The sequence below is a fragment of the Acidovorax sp. genome (genome assembly GCF_034519795.1).
Taxonomy (GTDB): domain Bacteria; phylum Pseudomonadota; class Gammaproteobacteria; order Burkholderiales; family Burkholderiaceae_C; genus Acidovorax.
The window spans coordinates 253,020-270,682 of record NZ_JAXHOB010000020.1; the positions used below are offsets into that span (position 1 = coordinate 253,020).

Sequence of the window (17,663 nt, forward strand, 5' to 3'; positions counted from 1 at the left end):
GGGCGGGAGGCGGGTGCGCTCAGGCCAGCGCCAGGTGGCGTTCCAGATCCAGGCGGTAGGTCTCGAAGCGGCGGCTGAGCGCGGGCAGCATGGCGACTTCCATCTCGCCCAGGGCCGGCTCCATCACCACCATGGCCACCGTGGCCGAGAGGTTGCTGCTGGAGTTGGGGCGCGGCGGGCGGCACACCGACCAGGGCGACTGGAAGTCGTCGAACAGCGCGGCCTTGATGTGCTCGCGCGTGAGCGCGCCGATGTGCGGCTCCACCAGCGCGCGCACGCGCAGGTCGCGGTACAGCGAATCGGGCGTGTTGACGATGCCCATGTCCTTGATCTTGGCCAGCGCAATCGGACTCTGGAAGTGGTTGGCATGCACGATGACGCCGCGCTCCGGGTGGATCTGGAAGGTCTCGTCGGGCGCGCATTCGAAGTCGATGGCCACGCCCGTGGCGTGCGAGACCATCACGTTGTTGGATGCCGACTTGGGCGTGCAGTACACGATGCGCATGGCCAGGGCCAGCTGCACCTGCTCCAGCGCCTTGCGGCGCAGCAGTGCCAGCGGCACGCCGAGCTGGCGGTAGTCACGGTCGGACTCCAGGTAGTTGGCGGTGATGGAGATGCCCGCAGAATTCATGCCCGAGCGCGCCATGCCGCCGGCTTCGGTGAAGGTCAGGATGTCCGGGCCGTCGTCGCGCAGCACGCGCAGCACCACGGCGGTTTCGGCGCACTCGGCCTTCCAGTCCCAGTTCTGCGCATGGATCACACGGCCCGAGGCCGTGGCTTCGGGCATCGCCACCACGCCGGTGCAGCCGTCGGGGTCGATCTGCGCGGGCTGGCCCTTGCGGCGCCGGTCGGCCAGCTTGAGGATCTCGGTGCGCGCATTGAGCATCACCACGGCTTCATACGACACACCGGCTCCCTCGGCGATGCCGCGCATCTCGTCGAGGTAGGCGGCATCGAAGGCCTCGATGGTGGGCTCGAAGGTCTTCACCAGCGTGCCGATCTCGGGCCAGCCGAGCTGGCTGCCTTCGAGCTGGGTGGAGTAATGTGCGATGCCGCGCAGGATGCGCGCCTTGGCCTGTTCGCCATACTGGCGGCCACGCTCGCGCGGTGCGCCGCGGACCTCGATCAGTGGGCAGGAAGGAATGGGCTGGTCGGTGCCCCAAGGGAAAGTCTGGTCCATGGCGATGGGTGGAGTGAGCGATCATTGATCGATGGACTGAATTGTATTTTGTAGAATAAAAAACATCAACTGTTTCTAGCTATGGTTTCTACCCCCCTGCATCTGGAGCTGGCAGACCGCATCAGCCGCCTCATCCACGAGGACGGCCTGGCGGCCGGTGCGCGCCTCAATGAAAACCAGCTCGCCGAGCGCCTGGGCGTCTCGCGCACGCCGGTGCGCGCCGCACTCGACCACCTTGCGCAGCAGGGCTTTGCCGAGCGCAAGCCACACCGCGGGGTGGAGCTGCTGCGCCTGCCGCCCCTGCCCTCCCCCGCACGCGAGGCGGCCGATGGCAGCGACGAACTGCTGCGGCGCATTGCCTACGACCGCCAGCATGGCAACCTGGGGGAATACGTCTCCGAAAAGGAGTTGATGGAGGCCTACGAGCTGGGCCGCCCGGCCATCCGCAACGCGCTGGAGCGCCTGGCCGACCTGGGCGCCATCGAGCCCAAGCTCGGCTATGGCTGGCGCTTTGCCACAGGCGCCTGGGACGCCAGCGTGCGCCACGAGAGCTACCGCTACCGCATGGTGATCGAGCCGGCCGCGATCCGCGAGCCCGGCTTTGCGCTGCCGCCCGCCTGGGCGCAGGACATGCGGCGCCAGCACGAGGAGTTTCTGCGCACCCTGTCGGAGGATTCGTCGAGCATCGCCTTCTTCGAGATGAACGCCGCCTTCCACGAGGGCGTGGCCGCCGCCTCGGGCAACCGCTTCTTCCATATGGACATCCAGCGCCAGAACCGCCTGCGCCGCCTGTCCAACTACGACTGGAAGTACGGCCCCGAGCGCATGCAGGTGAACTGCCGCGAGCACCTGGAGATGCTCGACCGCCTGCAGGCCGGCGACACGGAGCTGGCTGCCCTGTTGATGCAGCGCCATCTCGACGTGGCCAGCCGCCTGCGCCCTCCTGCCAAAGCCTGAGCGGACGTAACGCGCGAAGGCTTCGCGCTGGTGTATTGATTTTTGTTAAAACAAAAAACATAATACAAGGCATGCAGGGGCCGATGCCGCCATGGCGGGCACGCGGCTCCCTGCCCTTGCCTGTACTGCACCCACCGAAAGCCCCCATGACTTCCGCCACTACCCCCAGCACCCAGGGCGATGCCTTCTGGCTGCCCTTTACCGCCCAGCGCCAGTTCCAGCAGCAGCCCATGCTGTTCACCGCCGCCCAGGGCATGCACTACACCACCGACGATGGCCGCCAGGTGCTGGACGCCATGGCCGGCCTGTGGTGCTGCAACGCAGGCCACGGCCAGCCGCGCATCACCGAGGCGATCCGCGAGGCCGCGGGCCGCATGGACTTCGTCTCGTCGTTCAAGATGAGCCACCCGGCCGCCTTCACGCTGGCCCGGCGCATCGCCGACCTGGCGCCGGGCGGCATGGACCATGTGTTCTTCACCAATTCGGGCTCCGAGGCGGTGGACACCGCCCTGAAGATCGCCCGTGCCTACCACCAGGCGCGTGGCGATGCGCGCCGTACGCTGCTGGTGGGCCGCGCCAAGGGCTACCACGGCATGGGCTTTGGCGGCCTCTCGGTGGCCGGGCTCGGGCGCCACAAGCGCGACTTCGGCCCGCTGCTGCCCGACACCGCCCACCTGCCCCTGCCCTACGACGCCGATGCGCGCTTTTCGCGCGGCCAGCCGGCCACGGGCGCGCACTACGCAAATGCGCTGGAACAGCTGTTCGTGGTGCACGACCCGGCCACCATTGCGGCCGTGATCGTCGAGCCGGTCACCGGCTCGGGCGGTGTGTACCCGCCGCCCGTGGGCTACCTGCAACGCCTGCGCGAGCTGTGCGCACAGCACGGCATCCTGCTGGTCTTCGACGAGGTGATCACCGGCTTTGCGCGGGTGGGCGCCGCCTTCGGGGCCCAGGCCTTCGGCGTCACGCCCGACCTGATCTGCTGCGCCAAGGGCATGACCAACGGTGCCGTGCCCATGGGCGGCGTGCTCGTGGGCAACACGGTGTACGACGCGTTCATGCAGGGCTCGTCGGGCGTGATCGAGCTGTTCCACGGCTACACCTACTCGGCCCACCCGCTGGCCTGCGCGGCCGGCCTGGCCACGCTCGATGTGCACGAAGAACTGGGCCTGGCCGCGCGCGTGCAGGCCATCGCCCCGGCGTGGGAAGCCGCCCTGCACGGCCTGCGCGACGCGCCGCATGTGGCCGACGTGCGCAACATCGGCCTGCTCGGCGCCGTGGACCTGGCATCGCGCCCAGGCGCTGCCGGCGCGCGCGGCAATGCCGTGCATGTGGCCTGCTTCGAGGCGGGCGTGCTGGTGCGCAACTCGGGCGACACACTGGTGCTCTCACCGCCGCTGGTGATCAGCGAGGCGCAGATCGGCGAGGTGGTGGACAGCATCCGCACCGCCCTGCGGGCCACCGCCTGAGGCCAGCGCCATGCAGCAACACCTGGATTTCTACATCGACGGCGCCTGGACGCCCGCGCAAGGCACGCGCACGCAGGACGTCATCGACCCCAGCACGGAACAGCCCGTGGCGCGCATCGCGCTGGGCGATGCGCGCGACCTCGACCGCGCCGTGGCCGCCGCGCGCCGCGCCTTCCCCGCCTGGGCGGCCCACAGCCGCGAGCAGCGCCTGGCCGTGCTGCACGCGGTGATTGCCGCCTACGAGCGCCGCATGGACGAGATTGCCATGGCCATCTCACTCGAGATGGGGGCACCCATCGCACTGGCCCGCCAGGCCCATGCGGTGGCAGGCCTGTCGCATCTGAAGCAGGCGGCCCATGTGCTGGCCAGCTATGCCTTCGACGAGGTGGTGAACCGCACCCGCGTGGCGCGCGAACCCATCGGCGTGTGCGGCCTGATCACGCCGTGGAACTGGCCCATGAACCAGATCGCCTGCAAGGTGGCACCCGCGCTGGCCGCAGGTTGTACCGTGGTGCTCAAGCCCAGCGAGACGGCGCCGCTGTCGGCCCTGCTGTTCGCGCGGGTGCTGCACGAGGCAGGCGTGCCGCCCGGGGTGTTCAACCTGGTCAACGGCGACGGGCCGGGCGTGGGCGCGGCCATGGCGGCGCATGCCGAGATCGACATGATTTCCTTCACAGGCTCCACGCGTGCCGGCGTGGCCGTGGCCAAGGCGGCGGCCGACACGGTCAAGCGCGTGGCGCAGGAGCTGGGCGGCAAGTCGCCCTGCATCGTGGTGGACGGCGTGGACCTGCCGGCCAGCATCCGCCAGGCGGCGCTGCAGTGCTTTCGCAACACCGGCCAGTCGTGCAATGCGCCCACGCGCCTGCTGGTGCCCGCGCACCTGCACGATGCCGCCACGGCCATCGCGGTGGACGTGGCGCAGTCGCTGCGCATGGGCGACCCGCGCGACGCGGCCACCACGCTCGGGCCGGTGGCCAACGCGGGGCAGTACGCCAAGGTGCGCGAATGCATCGCCACCGGCCTGGGCGAAGGGGCCCGGCTCGCCACCGGCGGGCTGCAGCGGCCCGCCGGCCTGGCCCAGGGCTATTTCGTGCAGCCCACGGTGTTTGCCGAGGTGCGCAACACCATGGCCATTGCGCGCGAGGAGGTCTTCGGCCCGGTGCTCTGCATCCTGCCCTATGGCACCGAGGAAGAGGCCATCGCCATGGCCAACGACACGCCCTACGGCCTGTCGGCCTATGTGAGCGCGCCCGACCTGGCCCATGCCCGCCGCATCGCCCGGCGCCTGCGCGCCGGCATGGTGCACCTCAACGGCGCACGCGCCGACCACGCGGCGCCCTTCGGCGGCTACCGGCAGTCGGGCAACGGGCGCGAGTGGGGGCGCATGGGTTTCGAGGAGTACCTGGAGGCCAAGTCCATGTTCGGGTACGAGGAGGAAGTGACCACCCCCTGAGTCGCTTTCGCGCCTCAGGGGGTGTTTCAATTCATTCCGTGGGCGCGGGCACCGAGTGCAGCGTCACCGGGTGGTTGCCGTAGGCGTCCACGCTCTCGATCTGCACGCCAAAGCCCCACAGGCGTGCCACGTGCCGCAGCACTTCCTGCGTGTCATCGCCCAGCGGGCGTCCCTGGTACTGGGTGTGGCGCAGGGTCAGGCTGCGGTCGCCACGCAGGTTCACGTTCCACACCTGGATATTGGGCTCGCGCGTGCCCAGGTCGTACTGCTGCGACAGCAGCTGGCGCAGGTTGCGGTAGCCGTTCTCGTCATGGATCTCGCTGACCACCAGCTCGTTCACGCGGGCATCGTCGTGCAGGGCGAACAGGCGCATCTCGCGCATCAAATGCGGGCTCAGGTACTGGCCGACGAAGCTCTCGTCCTTGAAGTTGCGCATGGCATGGTCGAGCGTGGGCAGCCAGGGGGTGCCCGCGATGTCGGGGAACCAGTGCCTGTCTTCGGGCGTGGGGTTCTGGCAGATGCGCTGGATGTCGCGGTACATGGCAAAACCCAGCGCATACGGGTTGATGCCGCTGTAGGCCCGGTGCCCCACGGGGGGCTGGAAGATCACATTGGTGTGCGAGCCCAGCCACTCGACCATCACCCCGTCGCTCAGGTAGCCGTCGTCGTACAGCGTGCTCAGCAGCGTGTAGTGCCAGAAGGTGGCCCAGCCCTCGTTCATGACCTGGCTCTGGCGCTGGGGGTAGAAATACTGCGCGATCTTGCGCACGATGCGCACGATCTCGCGCTGCCAGGGCTCCAGCAGCGGGGCGTTCTTCTCGATGAAGTACAGGATGTTTTCCTGCGGCTCCTTCGGAAAGCGGTTGTTCTCCTGTGCCGCCCCCTCCTTGCCGGGGCGTGTGGGCAGGGTGCGCCACAGGTCGTTGACCTGCTGCTGCGCATACGACTCACGCTGCTCGCGCTCCAGGCGCTCGCGCGCCAGGTTCTTCTTGGACGGGCGGCGGTAGCGGTCCACGCCGAAGTTGGCCAGCGCATGGCAGGAGTCCATGAGCCGCTCCACCTCGTCGAAGCCGTAGCGCTCCTCGCACTGGGCCACGTAGTCCTTGGCATACACCAGGTAGTCGATGATGGAGGAGGCGTCCGTCCACATGCGAAACAGGTAGTTGCCCTTGAAGAAGCTGTTGTGGCCGTAGGCGGCATGGGCGATCACCAGCGCCTGCATGGCGGTGGTGTTCTCCTCCATCAGGTAGCTGATGCAGGGGTTGGAGTTGATGACGATCTCATACGCCAGGCCCATGTGGCCGCGCCGGTAGCGCCGCTCGGTGGCCAAAAATTCCTTGCCGTAGCTCCAGTGGCGGTAGTTCACCGGCATGCCCACGCTGGAGTAGGCATCCATCATCTGCTCGGCGGTGATGACTTCGAGCTGGTTGGGGTAGGTGTCGAGGCCGAAGCGCTCGGCAGTGGCGGCAATGGCGGCGTGGTAGCGCTCGATCAGCTCGAAAGTCCAGTCGCTCGGGTCGGGCAGCGGCTGCGCAGGGCGCGCCCCGGCGGGCAGGGGCTGCTCGGGCACGGTGCGGTGGCGGCGCTCGCCGACGATGGCGGTCTTCCAGGGGTTGTCGCGCATGCGGCGCTCCAGCACCGGGTACTGGGCCATGTGGTGGTTCATACCTGCACCCCTTCCTTCTTGAAGAGGTCGCGGAACACGGGGTAGATATCCCCCTGCTCGGACACCTTGCGCATGGCGAAGTGGGGGAACAGCGGCAGCAGCTGACTGTACTCCTCCCACAGGTTCTGCTCTTCCTGGGCCACCTGCACGTAGGCAAAGTAGCGCGCCAGCGGCAGGATGCGGTCCACCAACAGGGTGCGGCAGTTGCCGCTGTCGTTGGTGAAGTTGTCGCCATCGCTGGCCTGGGCCACGTAGATGTTCCAGTCCCCTGCGGGGTAGCGCGCGCGGATGATCTGGTCGAGCAGCACCAGCGCGCTGCTGACCACCGTGCCCCCGCTCTCGGTGGAGTGGAAGAACTGCTCCTCGCTCACCTCGGCGGCCTGGGTGTGGTGGCGGATGAAGACGATGTCGATCTTCTCGTAGTGCCGCGTGAGGAACAGGTACAGCAGGATGAAGAAGCGCTTGGCCAGGTCCTTGCGCGCCTGGTCCATGGAGCCCGACACGTCCATCAGGCAGAACATCACCGCCTGGCTGTTGGGCACGGGCACCTGCACGCGGGAGCGAAAGCGCAGGTCGATGGGGTCCAGGTAAGGGATGCGGCCAGTGCGCGCCTTGAGCTCGTCGATGCGCAGCCGCAGCACTGCCGCCTCGTCACTGGCGCCCTGGCCTTCTTCCACCAGGGCATCGAGCTGCACCTGCAGCGCCGCCAGCTCGCGGTGCGCCGACTGGCCCAGCGCGATGCGCCGCCCCAGCGCCCCGCGCATGGTGCGCAGCACCGCCAGGTTGTTGGGAATGCCGTTCTGGCTGTAGCCGGCGCGGCGCGGCTTGTACTTGGGCGTCTCGCCGATGTGCGTGCGCAGCAGGTTGGGCAGCGCCAGGTCCTCGAAGAAGAGCTGCATGAACTCTTCCTTGGTCAGGGTGAAGGTGAAGTCGTCCTCCCCCTCCCCGCTATCGCTGGCCTGCGAATCGCCACCGCCTCCACCACCCCCCTGGGGCCGCTGGATGCGGTCGCCGCGCACGTGCTCGGCATTGCCCGGGTGCACCCGGTCGTGGATGCCGCCCCGGCCATGGTGGAACGCGGGCTCGCCGATGTCCTTCCTGGGAATGGTGATGTTCTCGGCCTGCTCGATGCTGCGGATGTCGCGCTGCGACACCGCACGGCGCACGCCCTCGGCGATCTGCTCCTTGAAGCGGCGCACGAAGCGTTCGCGGTTGCCCACCGACTTGTTCTTGCCGGCGAGCCTGCGGTCGATGATTTGCAATGCCATCCCTTGCCCCCATCATGGGCCAGCGCCCCTTAGAACCTGTTCAATATCTTTTTGCAGCCGCGTTGGAGTGCAATCGGGATGAGTGGATGCTTCGGATGCGCCGCATGGGCTCATGCCCATGCAAGCAGCCGGGGCGTCCAATCGCCCGATTTCACTCCAACCCGGAGGGCAAGTCGCTTTTCGGGCGGTCTGCGGCGTTGCGGCGCTTGCCAATAGCCGAGCTATTGGCTGCTCACCGCGCCTAGCATCCCATCCCGAAAAGGGGCTTGCGCGGCTCCAAAAAGATATTGAACAGGTTCTTAGAGACACGCTGGCAACCCGGTCGATCAACTGCTTTTTCTGACGCGCAGGTACCACTCGCACAGCAGCCGCACCTGCTTGGGCGTGTAGCCCTTTTCCACCATGCGGGTGACGAAGTCCTCGTGCTTGCGCGCCTCCTCGGCACTGCCCTTGGCGTTGAAGCTGATGACCGGCAGCAGCTCTTCGGTGTTGGAGAACATCTTCTTCTCGATCACCAGGCGCAGCTTCTCATAGCTGGTCCAGCTCGGGTTGTTACCCTGGTTGTTGGCGCGTGCGCGCAGCACGAAGTTGACGATCTCGTTGCGAAAGTCCTTGGGGTTGGCGATGCCGGCGGGCTTCTCGATCTTCTCGAGCTCGGCGTTGAGCGCACTGCGGTCGAACACCTCGCCGGTGTCGGTGTCGCGGTACTCGTTGTCCTGGATCCAGTAGTCGGCGTAGGTGACGTAGCGGTCGAAGATGTTCTGCCCGTACTCGCTGTAGCTCTCCAGGTAGGCGGTCTGGATCTCCTTGCCGATGAATTCGGCATAGCGCGGCGAGAGGAATTCCTTGATGTAGCTGGTGTACTTGGTCTCCAGCTCGGCGGCGAACTGTTCGCGCTCGATCTGCTGCTCCAGCACATACATCAGATGCACCGGATTGGCCGCCACCTCGGCACTGTCGAAATTGAACACCTTGGACAGGATCTTGAACGCAAAGCGCGTGGAGATGCCGGTCATGCCCTCGTCCACGCCACCGTAGTCGCGGTACTCCTGGTAGCTCTTGGCGCGCGGGTCGGTGTCCTTGAGGCTCTCGCCGTCGTACACCTGCATCTTGCTGAAGATGCTGGAGTTCTCGGGCTCCTTCAGGCGCGTCAAGATGGCGAACTGCGACATCATCTTGAGCGTGCCCGGCGCACACACGGCGTTGCCCAGCGACGATTCGCGGATCAGCTTTTCGTAGATGCGGATCTCCTCGCTCACGCGCAGGCAGTACGGCACCTTGACGATGTAGATGCGGTCCAGGAAGGCCTCGTTGTTCTTGTTGTTGCGAAACGCCTTCCACTCGCTCTCGTTGCTGTGGGCCAGCACCACGCCGTCGAACGGGATGGCACCGAAGCCCTCCGTGCCCTTGTAGTTGCCCTCCTGTGTGGCGGTGAGCAGCGGGTGCAGCACCTTGATGGGTGCCTTGAACATTTCCACGAACTCCAGCAGCCCCTGGTTGGCCAGGCACAGGCCACCGCTGTAGCTGTAGGCGTCGGTGTCGTCCTGGGCAAAGGTTTCGAGCTTGCGGATGTCGACCTTGCCCACCAGGCTGGAGATGTCCTGGTTGTTCTCGTCGCCCGGCTCGGTCTTGGCGACACCCACCTGCTTCAAGATGCTGGGGTAGCGCTTGACCACACGGAACTGGCGGATGTCGCCACCGAACTCCTCCAGCCGCTTGACCGCCCAGGGCGAAAGCACCCGCTGCAGGTAGCGCCGGGGGATGCCGAACTGCTCTTCGAGCACCGGGCCATCCTCCAGGGCGTCGAACAGGCCCAGCGGCGACTCGTTCACCGGCGAGCCCTTGAGCGCATAGAACGGCACCTTCTGCATCAGGTGCTTGAGCCGCTCGGCGATCGAGCTCTTGCCCCCGCCCACGGGCCCCAGCAGGTAGAGGATCTGCTTGCGCTCCTCCAGCCCCTGTGCGGCATGCCGAAAGAAGCTCACCACCTGCTCGATGGCGTCTTCCATGCCGTAGAACTCGGCGAACGCGGGGTAGCGTTTGATCACCTTGTTGGCAAAGATGCGCGACATGCGCGAGTCGTTGCGCGTATCGACCATCTCGGGCTCGCCGATGGCGGCCAGCATGCGCTGGGCCGCCGTGGCGTAGACCATGGGATCGCGCTTGCACTCGGCAAGGTACTCGTCGATCGACATCTCTTCTTCGCGGCCGCGGGCATAGCGCGCTGCGAAATTGCTGATGGCATCCATACGTCCTCCTGTGGTGGCACCCTCCGCATCGGGGCCACGGTTTGCAGTGGGAATCGCTACCGGTTCTGGTCCTTTTTAGCACCACCGCCTGTCTTTGAACAGGGAATTCGTGTAGGCGCGCAACGCTTTTCTTGCGCCCTGCACATGCTTCGGTAGAGCATGGCACACTGCACAAGTTCACTCGCCGCGCGCATTCAGTGAACGTGGAGCGTCAGGGATTTCCTGGGTATGGGCACATGCCGCGATTGCCGCACGGCATGCAGGGACGCGGTGCCGGGGCGCAAGGCTGCGGGATCACGCCTGGCCCTGGTGCGCGCGCATGATCTGGTGGCGCTGCCAGTAGTGGCCCACGGTGGCGTTGAAGTCGTCCTTTTCCTTCTTGAGGCCGGCCAGCTTGATCTTGCTTTTCCTGGCGCCCAGGCCCAGGGCGTTCTTCTCGGGGTGGGTCACGAGCAGCGCGTTGCCAAAGCTGCTTTCCTTGAATTCCAGCGCCTTCACGGCATCCCAGTACACGGTGGTGCTGTCGGCCGAGGTGCTGATGCCGTCGATGCTCACGGTCACGGTGTCGCTGCCCTTCAGGGCGAAGACCACTGACGGAAAATACTGCAGCACCAGCGCGCGCTCCTCGTCGGTGGCGGGCTCGTAGCGGTAGGCCAGGCTGCGCTCGTGGTCGGCGGCAAAGGCCTGCTCGTATTCGCCCCACATGCGCTGTTCGATGGCATCGGCGGTGAGGATGTGCTGCACCCAGGTGGCAGCCGGCGGGCGCACGACGATGGCGCCATAGGCGCTCTCGGGCAGGTTCACCCCCACGGCGCGCATGCGCTCGGTCATGGCCGGGTGCGAGTCGAACGGGTGCGGCACGTTGGCGCTCTTCATCTCCGAAAGGAAGTCGGGCGACGCCGCATAGGGCGGCAGGCCCTGGGCCACGTAGCTGGCAATGCCCAGTGCGGCATCGTGCCGGCGGTTCTGGCCGAACAGTTCGTGCTCGATCCTGGAGCGGTACTGCGCATAGGCCGCGATCTTCACCAACGACTGTGCGATGGCGTTGGGCGAGATGAGCTTGGCGGCAATGCGGTCGGCCTTGAATTCGCGCTCGCGGCTCTCGCGCGCCAGCGCGATCTCGAAGACCATGCGGTACAGGTCCAGCAGGGGCGAGACCACGGCCGACAGGCCGCCCGTGCGCATGGCATGGCGGTAGTGGTCGTACTGGGCGATCTTGGGGCCGAGCATGGCGCTGCGCCGGGTGTCACCGCCGCGCAGGTGGGCCAGCTCGTGGCCCAGCACGGCATCGGCCTCCTGCTGGTCCAGCAGGCGCAGCAGCGGAATGCTCACGAACAGCGTGCGCCCCGTGAGCGCCTTGCCGCCCACGGCCAGCGGTGCCTCGGTCACGAAGAAATTGGCGTCGATGCCGGCCACGATGTGCCGGGGCGGCTCGGTCTTGAGGCGCTCGGCCATGTGGCGGATGCGCTTCCACAGCACGGGTGCGTCGGCCTCGGTCACGGGCTCGCCGTCCACCCGGTTGTTCAACTGCACGCGCGTGAAGATGCTCTTGATCGCCATGAGCACGCCGATGGCCACCGCAATGCCCACGAAGATGATGAGCTTGGGCGAGTATTTTTGGAAGAAGAAGGCCGTGAGCCAGAACGACAGCCACACCGCCAGCGCCCCCTGCACCACCAGCGCGGCAGCGCTCGCCCAGGTGGTCAGGTGCCAGCCGGTGACAAAGCTGGTGTACTGCATCTTGCGGTCCACGAAGGCCAGCGCCCCCAGGCCCAGCACCGCCGCCAGCAGCACCCCGCCCGCCAACAGGGTCCACAGCGAGGCCTTGCGCACCAGGTTGAACTGCCACAGCTCGCCGTACTGCTCGCACACCGCCGCGCGGTACTCCTGCACCTCGGCCGCAGGGTTGGTGCAGACCCGGGACGGCGGGTTGGCACGGTAGAAGTCCTTGCGGGCCTGCTTTTCGGCCGCAGGCATGCCTTTTTCGGCGTCGATGCGCTGGCTGATGCGGGCGACGAACTGGGCGTCCTCGTCGCGCTGGGCGTAGCCGGTGAACAGGTAGGCAGCCAGCGGGATCAAAAACAGCGACAGCAGCGAATAGGCAAACACCTTGGCCAGGCCCAGGCGCAGGGCGGATGGAATGTTCATACGGAAAGCCGACAGGTGGTTGGAATGGTTTTTGGGATCCGGCGAAGCACAAAGGGGCCCAGGCACGCCTGCAGCGCACCATGTCCTCACCCCTCGCGCCGGATTATCGGCAAACCCCTGCCTTGCGCCAGTCCGTGCCAGGCAACAATGGGACCAATGGCGGCAGCACCCGGCTGAAAGGCAAATACCCGCCACCACCCGCAAAGCGCCTGCCGGCCCCGGCCCACAGCTGACTTAAAATGCCCGGTCCACCCTCTCGAAAGCGGAAGGCGGGCCTACCGGGCCGCCTCCACCACCTGCCCCACCCATGAGCTCGCCCCTGCAACAAACCGGCCTCGACAGCCTTTCCAAGTCCTTTGAACCCGCCGCCCTGGAGGCCCATTGGGGCCCCGAATGGGAACGCCGTGGCTACGGTGTAGCGGGCTTTCGGGGCACCGGCACGGCGCAGGCGGGCGAACCGGCCTTTTCCATCCAGCTGCCACCACCCAATGTGACCGGCACGCTGCACATGGGCCATGCGTTCAACCAGACGATCATGGACAGCCTCACGCGCTACCACCGCATGCGCGGCTTCAATACGGTCTGGGTGCCCGGCACCGACCACGCCGGCATCGCCACGCAGATCGTGGTGGAGCGCCAGCTGCAGGAGCAGGGCATCAGCCGCCACGATATGGGCCCGACCCCGCCCGAGGCGCGCAAGAACTTCGTCGCCAAGGTCTGGGAGTGGAAGGAACAGAGCGGCAACACCATCACCACGCAGATGCGCCGCATGGGCGACAGCGTGGACTGGAGCCGCGAGTACTTCACCATGGACGACAAGCTCTCCAAGGTGGTGACCGATACCTTCGTGAAGCTGTACGAGCAGGGCCTGATCTACCGTGGCAAGCGCCTGGTGAACTGGGACCCCAAGCTGCAGTCCGCCGTGTCCGACCTGGAAGTCGAGAGCGAAGAGAAGGACGGCTCGCTGTGGCACATCGCCTACCCGCTGGCCGACGGTTCGGGCAGCCTCACCGTGGCCACCACCCGCCCTGAAACCATGCTGGGCGACGTGGCGCTGATGGTGCACCCCGAGGATGCGCGCTACACCCACCTGATCGGCAAGAACGTGGTGCTGCCCCTGGTGGGCCGCGAGATCCCCATCATTGCCGACGATTATGTGGACAAGGAGTTCGGCACCGGCGTGGTCAAGGTCACGCCTGCGCACGACCCGAACGACTATGCCGTGGGCCAGCGCCACCAGTTGCCGATGATCGTGGTGCTGACGCTGCAGGCCACCGTCAACGACAACGCTCCTGAAAAGTACCGCGGCCTGGACCGCTTCGTGGCGCGCAAGGCCATCGTGGCCGACCTGGAAGCCTCGGGCGCGCTGGTGGAGACCAAGAAGCACAAGCTCATGGTGCCCATCTGCACGCGCACCGGCCAGGTGGTCGAGCCCATGCTGACGGACCAGTGGTTCGTGGCCATGAGCAAGGTGAGCGACAAGGACCCCACGGGCAAGAGCATTGCGCAGAAGGCCATCGACGCCGTGGCCACCGGCCAAGTGGAGTTCGTGCCCGAGAACTGGGTGAACACCTACAACCAGTGGATGAACAACATCCAGGACTGGTGCATCAGCCGCCAGCTGTGGTGGGGCCACCAGATCCCGGCCTGGTACGACGAAGACGGCAACGTGATCGTGGCCCGCAACGAAGCCGAAGCCCAGGCCAAGGCCCCGGGCAAGACGCTGCGCCGCGACGAGGATGTGCTCGATACCTGGTACTCCTCGGCCCTGGTGCCGTTCAGCACCATGGGCTGGCCTGACATCGTAGCCCCCACGCTCGGCACTGGCGTGTCCTCGCTGCCCCCCGAGGGGGCGCATTCCGCCTTGGGGCGGCCCGGCGGCGGAACGGGCGACGGCCCGACCGACGACTACAACCTGTACCTGCCCAGCAGCGTGCTGGTGACGGGCTACGACATCATCTTCTTCTGGGTCGCCCGGATGATCATGATGACCACGCACTTCACGGGCCGCGTGCCGTTCAAGCACGTGTACATCCACGGCCTGGTGCGCGACGCGCAGGGCAAGAAGATGAGCAAGTCCGAGGGCAATGTGCTCGACCCGGTGGACCTGATCGACGGCATCGCGCTCGACCCGCTGTTGGACAAGCGCACCACCGGCCTGCGCAAGCCCGAGACCGCGCCCACGGTGCGCAAGAACACGCAAAAGGAGTTCCCCGAGGGCATCCCGGCCTACGGCGCCGACGCGCTGCGCTTCACCTTTGCGGCGCTGGCCAGCCTGGGCCGCAGCATCAACTTCGACAGCAAGCGCTGCGAGGGCTACCGCAACTTCTGCAACAAGCTCTGGAACGCCAGCCGCTTCGTGCTGATGAACTGCGAGGGCCAGGACTGCGGCCTCAAAGAGCACACCAAGGAAGAGTGCCAGCCCGGCGGCCCGGCCCACGGCTACATGCAGTTCAGCCAGGCCGACCGCTGGATTGCGTCGCTGCTGCAGAAGACCGAGGCCGAGGTGGCCAAGGGCTTTGCCGAGTTCCGCCTGGACAACGTGGCCAACACGATCTATGACTTCGTCTGGAACGAGTTCTGCGACTGGTACCTGGAGATCGCCAAGGTGCAGATCCAGACCGGCACCGAGGCCGAGCAGCGCGCCACGCGCCGCACGCTGATCCGCACGCTCGAAGCCATCCTGCGCCTGGCGCACCCGATCATCCCGTTCATCACCGAAGCCCTGTGGCAGACGGTGGCGCCGGTGGCCGGCCTGCAAGGCGACTCGGTCAGCATCGCCCGCTACCCCGAGGCGCAGCCGAGCAAGATCGACGAAGCCGCCATTGCGCACATGCAGCGCGTCAAAGGCCTGGTGGACGCCTGCCGCACCCTGCGCGGCGAGATGAACGTCTCGCCATCGACGCGCCTGCCCCTGTACACCGTGGGCGATACGGACTTCATGCGCGGTGTGGCACCGGTGCTGCAGTCACTGGCCAAGCTCAGCGAAGTCAAGGTGTTCGACGACGAGGCCGCCTGGGCCGCCGCCGCACAGGCCGCCCCCGTGGCTGTGGTGGGCGAGGCGCGCATGTGCCTGCACATGGAGATCGACGTCGAAGCCGAGAAGGCCCGTATTTCCAAGGAAATCGCCCGCCTGGAGGGTGAATTGGCCAAGGCCAACGCCAAGCTCGGCAATGAGGCCTTTGTGGCCAAGGCACCGCCCGCGGTGATCGACGAGGCCAAGAAGCGCATCGCCGACTTCACTGCCACGCTGGGCCGATTGCGCGATCAGCTTACACGCCTGGGGTAAAAATCCCGCGATACTGAGGGCAGATGCGCCCGGCTCCGTGCCGGGCCCTGCCCTCTTTCTATTTCCCTTTCCTGCAAGGAGCCCCATGACCGCTGCATCCGCCATCCGCAAAGCCGTTTTTCCCGTTGCCGGTCTGGGCACGCGCTTTCTGCCCGCCACCAAGGCATCCCCCAAGGAGATGCTGCCCGTGGTGGACAAGCCGCTGATCCAGTACGCCGTGGAAGAGGCCTATGCTGCCGGCATCCGCCACATGATCTTCGTGACGGGGCGCAGCAAGCGCGCCATCGAGGACCACTTCGACACCGCCTACGAGCTTGAAAGCGAACTCGAAGCCGCCGGCAAGCAGGAGCTGCTGGCCCTGGTGCGCTCGGTGCAGCCCGACGACATGGACTGCGCCTTCGTGCGCCAGCCCCGCTCGCTGGGTCTGGGCCATGCCGTGCTGTGCGCCGAGCCCCTGGTGGGCAAGGAGCCGTTCGCCGTGTTGCTCGCCGACGATCTGATGGTCGGCCCCAAGGGCGGACAGCCGGTGCTGGCGCAAATGGCCGCGGCCTTCCGCCAGCAGGGCCGCTCGGTCATCGCCGTGCAGGAGGTGCCCGAGGACCAGGTGCACAAGTATGGCATCGTGGCCGGTGAATCCGCCGGGGGCCCGCTGATCCGCATCGACCGCATCGTCGAAAAGCCCAAGGCCGACGTGGCCCCCTCGCGCATGGGCGTGGCCGGCCGCTACATCCTCACGCCCGGCGTGTTCGACGAGATCCGCAACCAGCCGCGCGGCGTGGGCGGCGAGATCCAGCTCACCGACGGTATCGCCCGCCTGATGCAGCACGAGGCCGTGTACGCCTTCCAGTACGAAGGCAAGCGCTACGACTGCGGCAGCAAGGAAGGCTTTCTCGAAGCCACGGTGGAACTCGCACTGCAGCACCCGCAGGTGGGCGCCCACTTCCGTGAATACCTCAAGGGGCTGAGCCTGTAAGGCACATCCCCATGTCGCACCGGGTGCGGCCGACGCACAAAAAAGTCCTCCTGCTGCAAGCACAGCTGGAGGACTTTTTGCTGTGGAGCGAGAACTTTCCTCGCTCCATCCAGACCATCGGTGTTACCTGCGGCGCAGGACGTGGATGAACTCTTTCGCCTCGTCTGCCCCTTCGCTCGTCTGCTCCACCAGCTCATTGCCGGTCTGCTTGGCAAACGCCTGGAAGTCGCGCACCGAGCCCACGTCGGTGGACACGACCTTGAGCAACTGGCCGCTGGCCAGGTCCGCCAGCGCCTTCTTGGCCTTGAGGATGGGCAGGGGGCAGTTCAGCCCGCGCGTGTCGATTTCTTTGTGGATGTCCATGGTCGTCAGTCCTTTGGCGGCAGGTCCAGGCCGCGGCGTCGCTCTGCATTTTCTTCGGCGGTGAAGAACACCGGCTCGTGCCCGCGCGTGCGCAACCAGTCGGCCAACGCATAGCCGGTGCCGGCGGGCCAGCACTTGAGGTCTGCCAGATCGTACATCCGGTAGTCCACCAGCTCGGGCGAGAGCTTCACCTCGCCATGGGCCACCACATGGTAGGCAATGATGACCTGGTTCATGCGCAGGAACTCGTACGCCCCCACCAGCGTGGTGGCGGTCACGTCGAGGTTCGTCTCTTCCTTGACCTCGCGCGCGATGCCTTCCTGCGGCGATTCACCCGCCTCCATGAAGCCGGTGATCAGCGCGAACATCTTGCCCGGCCAGGCTGCATTGCGCGCCAGCAGCACCTGGCCGTTGACCTCCACGATGGCGGCGAGCACCGGCGTGGGGTTGTTCCAGTGCGTCCAGCCGCAGGCCGGGCAGCGCAGGCGCTGCTTGTCGCCGCCGTCTTCGGCCACGGTGATGAGGGCCAGCGGCGTGCCGCAGTGGGTGCAATGGCGGGGTTCGTACTGCATGTTGCTCTGGATTTTATAGCATCACCCGCCCCGGATGTGGGCGGGCTGTTGCATGGATTGGTTCATCGTGCGGGCC

The 17,663-nt window shown here is 66.6% G+C and carries 12 protein-coding genes; 5 read left to right on the forward strand and 7 right to left on the reverse strand.

Annotated features, from left to right (window positions below):
• Positions 1-19: 19 nt before the first annotated feature.
• Complete coding sequence (locus U5N23_RS22430) at positions 20-1,180, reverse strand: C45 family peptidase (protein WP_322594942.1); 1,161 nt, start codon at positions 1,178-1,180, stop codon at positions 20-22.
• A gap of 81 nt (positions 1,181-1,261) precedes the next feature.
• On the opposite strand from U5N23_RS22430, the gene U5N23_RS22435 reads away from it, so the two are divergent.
• The 3 genes from U5N23_RS22435 (at position 1,262) to U5N23_RS22445 (ending at position 5,059) form a co-directional block, all read left to right on the forward strand.
• Positions 1,262-2,137 (forward strand): GntR family transcriptional regulator, encoded by an 876-nt coding sequence (locus U5N23_RS22435; RefSeq protein WP_322594943.1) that lies wholly within the window; start codon positions 1,262-1,264, stop codon positions 2,135-2,137.
• Positions 2,138-2,283: 146 nt separating this feature from the next.
• Positions 2,284-3,606: an aminotransferase class III-fold pyridoxal phosphate-dependent enzyme gene (locus U5N23_RS22440; protein ID WP_322594944.1), complete on the forward strand. Its 1,323-nt coding sequence runs from the start codon at positions 2,284-2,286 to the stop codon at positions 3,604-3,606.
• 10 nt (positions 3,607-3,616) lie between these two features.
• The gene (locus U5N23_RS22445) at positions 3,617-5,059 is read left to right on the forward strand and encodes an aldehyde dehydrogenase family protein (RefSeq protein WP_322594945.1); all 1,443 of its coding nucleotides are present in this window, start codon (positions 3,617-3,619) and stop codon (positions 5,057-5,059) included.
• A gap of 31 nt (positions 5,060-5,090) precedes the next feature.
• On the opposite strand, the gene U5N23_RS22450 is transcribed toward U5N23_RS22445, so the two are convergent.
• The 4 genes from U5N23_RS22450 to U5N23_RS22465 form a co-directional block, all read right to left on the reverse strand.
• Entirely contained in the window at positions 5,091-6,683 is a 1,593-nt protein-coding gene (locus U5N23_RS22450; RefSeq protein WP_416208667.1) for a SpoVR family protein, read from the reverse strand.
• A gap of 38 nt (positions 6,684-6,721) precedes the next feature.
• Positions 6,722-7,993 carry a YeaH/YhbH family protein gene (locus tag U5N23_RS22455; protein ID WP_322594947.1) on the reverse strand — a complete coding sequence of 424 codons (1,272 nt, stop codon included), beginning with the start codon at positions 7,991-7,993 and terminating at the stop codon, positions 6,722-6,724.
• A 326-nt stretch (positions 7,994-8,319) separates the two neighbouring features.
• Positions 8,320-10,242, reverse strand: coding sequence for a PrkA family serine protein kinase (locus tag U5N23_RS22460; protein ID WP_322594948.1), 1,923 nt, complete (start codon positions 10,240-10,242; stop codon positions 8,320-8,322).
• Positions 10,243-10,536: 294 nt separating this feature from the next.
• Complete coding sequence (locus tag U5N23_RS22465) at positions 10,537-12,390, reverse strand: M48 family metallopeptidase (protein WP_322594949.1); 1,854 nt, start codon at positions 12,388-12,390, stop codon at positions 10,537-10,539.
• A gap of 307 nt (positions 12,391-12,697) precedes the next feature.
• Here U5N23_RS22465 and U5N23_RS22470 point away from each other — a divergent pair, with 307 nt between their 5' ends.
• Both U5N23_RS22470 and galU read left to right on the forward strand, forming a co-directional pair.
• Positions 12,698-15,679: a valine--tRNA ligase gene (locus tag U5N23_RS22470; protein ID WP_322594950.1), complete on the forward strand. Its 2,982-nt coding sequence runs from the start codon at positions 12,698-12,700 to the stop codon at positions 15,677-15,679.
• Positions 15,680-15,764: 85 nt separating this feature from the next.
• Positions 15,765-16,652 carry a UTP--glucose-1-phosphate uridylyltransferase GalU gene (gene galU / locus U5N23_RS22475; protein WP_322594951.1) on the forward strand — a complete coding sequence of 296 codons (888 nt, stop codon included), beginning with the start codon at positions 15,765-15,767 and terminating at the stop codon, positions 16,650-16,652.
• Positions 16,653-16,775: 123 nt separating this feature from the next.
• Here the strand turns inward: galU and U5N23_RS22480 are convergent, their stop codons facing one another.
• Positions 16,776-17,015 carry a sulfurtransferase TusA family protein gene (locus U5N23_RS22480; RefSeq protein WP_322594952.1) on the reverse strand — a complete coding sequence of 80 codons (240 nt, stop codon included), beginning with the start codon at positions 17,013-17,015 and terminating at the stop codon, positions 16,776-16,778.
• 5 nt (positions 17,016-17,020) lie between these two features.
• Positions 17,021-17,587, reverse strand: coding sequence for an NUDIX hydrolase (locus U5N23_RS22485; protein WP_322594953.1), 567 nt, complete (start codon positions 17,585-17,587; stop codon positions 17,021-17,023).
• Between the last annotated feature and the right edge of the window lie 76 nt (positions 17,588-17,663).

What these genes read in the sequence shown, in the direction of transcription:
- U5N23_RS22430 (WP_322594942.1), bottom strand. Translation starts at nt 1,180, where the DNA reads ATGGACCAGACTTTCCCTTGGGGCACCGACCAGCCCATTCCTTCCTGC.
- U5N23_RS22435 (WP_322594943.1), top strand. Translation starts at nt 1,262, where the DNA reads ATGGTTTCTACCCCCCTGCATCTGGAGCTGGCAGACCGCATCAGCCGC.
- U5N23_RS22440 (WP_322594944.1), top strand. Translation starts at nt 2,284, where the DNA reads ATGACTTCCGCCACTACCCCCAGCACCCAGGGCGATGCCTTCTGGCTG.
- U5N23_RS22445 (WP_322594945.1), top strand. Translation starts at nt 3,617, where the DNA reads ATGCAGCAACACCTGGATTTCTACATCGACGGCGCCTGGACGCCCGCG.
- U5N23_RS22450 (WP_416208667.1), bottom strand. Translation starts at nt 6,683, where the DNA reads ATGCGCGACAACCCCTGGAAGACCGCCATCGTCGGCGAGCGCCGCCAC.
- U5N23_RS22455 (WP_322594947.1), bottom strand. Translation starts at nt 7,993, where the DNA reads ATGGCATTGCAAATCATCGACCGCAGGCTCGCCGGCAAGAACAAGTCG.
- U5N23_RS22460 (WP_322594948.1), bottom strand. Translation starts at nt 10,242, where the DNA reads ATGGATGCCATCAGCAATTTCGCAGCGCGCTATGCCCGCGGCCGCGAA.
- U5N23_RS22465 (WP_322594949.1), bottom strand. Translation starts at nt 12,390, where the DNA reads ATGAACATTCCATCCGCCCTGCGCCTGGGCCTGGCCAAGGTGTTTGCC.
- U5N23_RS22470 (WP_322594950.1), top strand. Translation starts at nt 12,698, where the DNA reads ATGAGCTCGCCCCTGCAACAAACCGGCCTCGACAGCCTTTCCAAGTCC.
- galU (WP_322594951.1), top strand. Translation starts at nt 15,765, where the DNA reads ATGACCGCTGCATCCGCCATCCGCAAAGCCGTTTTTCCCGTTGCCGGT.
- U5N23_RS22480 (WP_322594952.1), bottom strand. Translation starts at nt 17,015, where the DNA reads ATGGACATCCACAAAGAAATCGACACGCGCGGGCTGAACTGCCCCCTG.
- U5N23_RS22485 (WP_322594953.1), bottom strand. Translation starts at nt 17,587, where the DNA reads ATGCAGTACGAACCCCGCCATTGCACCCACTGCGGCACGCCGCTGGCC.